2 protein-coding genes and 1 pseudogene are annotated in these 2659 nt (G+C 70.4%); all 3 read left to right on the top strand.

Annotated features, from left to right (window positions below; all coding sequences use genetic code 11):
• Positions 1-599, top strand: a 599-nt coding sequence (locus IG74_RS0144235; RefSeq protein WP_324607541.1) for an SCO6880 family protein, incomplete at its 5' end; no start/stop codon positions are given.
• Positions 600-627: 28 nt separating this feature from the next.
• Positions 628-2055: an ATP-binding protein gene (locus IG74_RS0144230; RefSeq protein ID WP_030689407.1), complete on the top strand. Its 1428-nt coding sequence runs from the start codon at positions 628-630 to the stop codon at positions 2053-2055.
• Between the two features lies 1 nt (position 2056).
• Positions 2057-2659: pseudogene (locus tag IG74_RS53045) on the top strand (type VI secretion protein); the annotation flags it as partial.

The raw sequence follows: 2659 nt of genomic DNA, 5'->3' as shown, positions 1-2659 counted from the left end.
ACCAAGATCAAACCAGGAGCCCTCTCAACGCCGGGACACCGGCAACCGCCAACCTGCAGCCCGGCACACCCACCAGCCCCACAGACCTAACCAGTTACCAGGCGAAAACCCGCGAGTCGTCCACCCGCGCCCCCTGGTGCCACTCCACGGCCTGGGTCAAGGAGTGGCCGATGACGCCGGTCGGCGTCAACTTCCTCGCGCCGCTCCTCGTGCACACCCCGGACGTCATCCGCACCGTCGCCGTCACCATGGACCTGGAGCCCACCGAGGTCGCCATCGAGCGCATGCTCACGGAGAAGACCAACGACGAGGCGGAGGCCAGCCGCCAGGCGAAGATGAACCGCACCGTCGACCCCCGCGACATCGCCTCGCACTCCCGCCTCGACCAGCGCGGCGAGGACCTGGCGAGCGGCGCCGCGGGCGTCAACCTCGTCGGCTACATCACCGTCTCGTCCCGCTCCCCCGAAGCCCTCGCCCGCGACAAGCGGACCATAAGGGCATCGGCCGGAAAGTCGTATCTGAAGCTGGAGTGGTGCGACCGCGAGCACCACCGGGCATTCGTGAACACGCTGCCGTTCGCGACCGGCATCCGGCGATGAACCACAACGGTAGGGGTGTGGAGGTGCGATGCGGGATCCGCTGACCGTCCTCACGGACGCGTTCACGTCCTTCCTGTTCGGGAAGGTCGAGACCACCCGCCTCCCAGTGCGCACGTCGACGGGGCAGGCCCAGGCGGTCTACCTGCCGACGGCCGCGCCCGGCCTCGGCGACTCCGGCGTGATCATCGGGCGCGAGGTGTACTCCGGCAAGGGCTACATCTACGACCCGTTCCAGCTGTACGGCCAGCAGCTGCCGGCCCCCCACTGGCTGGTCCTCGGCGAGTCCGGCAACGGCAAGTCCGCCCTGGAGAAGACGTACGTCCTGCGGCAGCTCCGCTTCAAGGACCGCCAGGTCGTCGTCCTGGACGCCCAGGGCGAGGACGGCGTCGGCGAGTGGAACCTCATCGCGCAGGAGCTGGGGATAACCCCCATCCGGCTCGACCCGACGGCCGCCCTCGACATGGGCATCCGGCTCAACCCGCTCGACCCGGCGATCACCACGACCGGCCAGCTCGCGCTGCTCCGCACCATCATCGAGGTGGCGATGGGGCACGGCCTGGACGAGCGCTCCGGCTTCGCGCTGAAGGTCGCGCACGCCTACGTCAACGAGACCATCGTCGACCGCCAGCCCGTCCTCACCGACATCGTCGAGCAGCTGCGCCACCCCGAACCGGAGTCGGCCGAGGCCATGAACGTGGCCATAGACGACGTCCGCGCCTGGGGCCTGGATGTGGCCCTGGTCCTCGACCGCCTGGTGGACGGCGACCTGCGCGGCATGTTCGACGGCCCCACCACGGTCGGCATCGACCTGGACGCGCCGCTCATCGTCTTCGACCTGTCCCACATCGACCGCAACTCCATCGCCATGCCCATCCTCATGGCGATCGTCGGCGTGTGGCTGGAGCACACCTGGATCCGCCCCGACCGGAAGAAGCGCATCTTCCTCGTCGAGGAGGCCTGGCACATCATCAACTCGCCGTTCGTGGCCCAGCTGTTCCAGCGCCTGCTGAAGTTCGGCCGCCGCCTCGGCCTGTCGTTCGTGGCGGTGGTCCACCACCTCTCGGACGTCGTCGACGGAGCGGCCGCGAAGGAGGCCGCCGCCATCCTGAAGATGGCGTCCACGCGCACGATCTACGCCCAGAAGGCGGACGAGGCGCGCGCCACGGGCCGCGTCATCGGCCTGCCCCGGTGGGCGGTTGAGATCATCCCCACCCTGACGCCCGGCATCGCGGTCTGGGACGTCAACGGCAACGTCCAGGTGGTCAAACACCTGATCACGGACACGGAGCGCCCCCTGGTCTTCACCGACCGCGCCATGACGGAGTCCGCGAGCGACCTGCTCGCGACCGACGACGCGCTCGCGGCGGCCGAACGGGAGGCGGAGGAAAGGGCGGCGTACATGGAACAGCAGATGGGCGAAGGCCCCGCGGGGTCCTCCCGGTCGACGGTGGCGTGACATGAGGCAGGACCGCTACCGGGACCGCCCCCAGGAACAGCGCGGCCGCGAGCGCGGCGTCCCGGACGCCCTGCTCGTGGGCGTCCTCGCCTTCGTGGTCGGCATGGTCTTCCTCATGTGGTCGGCCACGGGCATCGCGGCCTGGTGGGCCCACGGCGAGTGGCCCGACCACGTCACGTTCAACAACACGCCGCCCGCCGTACGCCACCTCGTCCAGGAACCCCACGACGTCGCGGGCGCCTGGCCCGGCACCCCCCGCGACCAGCTCTCCGGCTACGGCCTCTTCTGGGGCTTCCTCATCGGCCAGGTGATGGTCCTCATCGTCATGACGATCTTCGTCATGGGCACCCTGACCCGCTTCCGCACCGTCCGCAAGGCGGCCCGCCAGGCGGCAGCCACGGCCCCACCGAAGCCCCCGACAACCGAGCCCCCCGCCCCCGATACCACTGTGGGCAATCGTCCCGCAGGGCGGGACGGGTGGGCACAGCCCGCAGCGCCGAGCAACCGTGACGCAGAGCCGCGCACCGGTGCCCCGGAGCAACCGCTCGAAGCAGAGCCCGCCCCGGCCCCCGCCCTGGCCAAGCGACCCCCCACCGTCCCCACC

The organism is Streptomyces sp. NRRL B-1347, from assembly GCF_000720325.1.
Lineage (GTDB): Bacteria > Actinomycetota > Actinomycetes > Streptomycetales > Streptomycetaceae > Streptomyces.
This window is presented reverse-complemented; position numbering and strand designations above follow the sequence as displayed.

Coding starts and splice junctions, on each gene's coding strand:
- IG74_RS0144230 (WP_030689407.1), top strand. CDS start 628: ATGCGGGATCCGCTGACCGTCCTCACGGACGCGTTCACGTCCTTCCTG.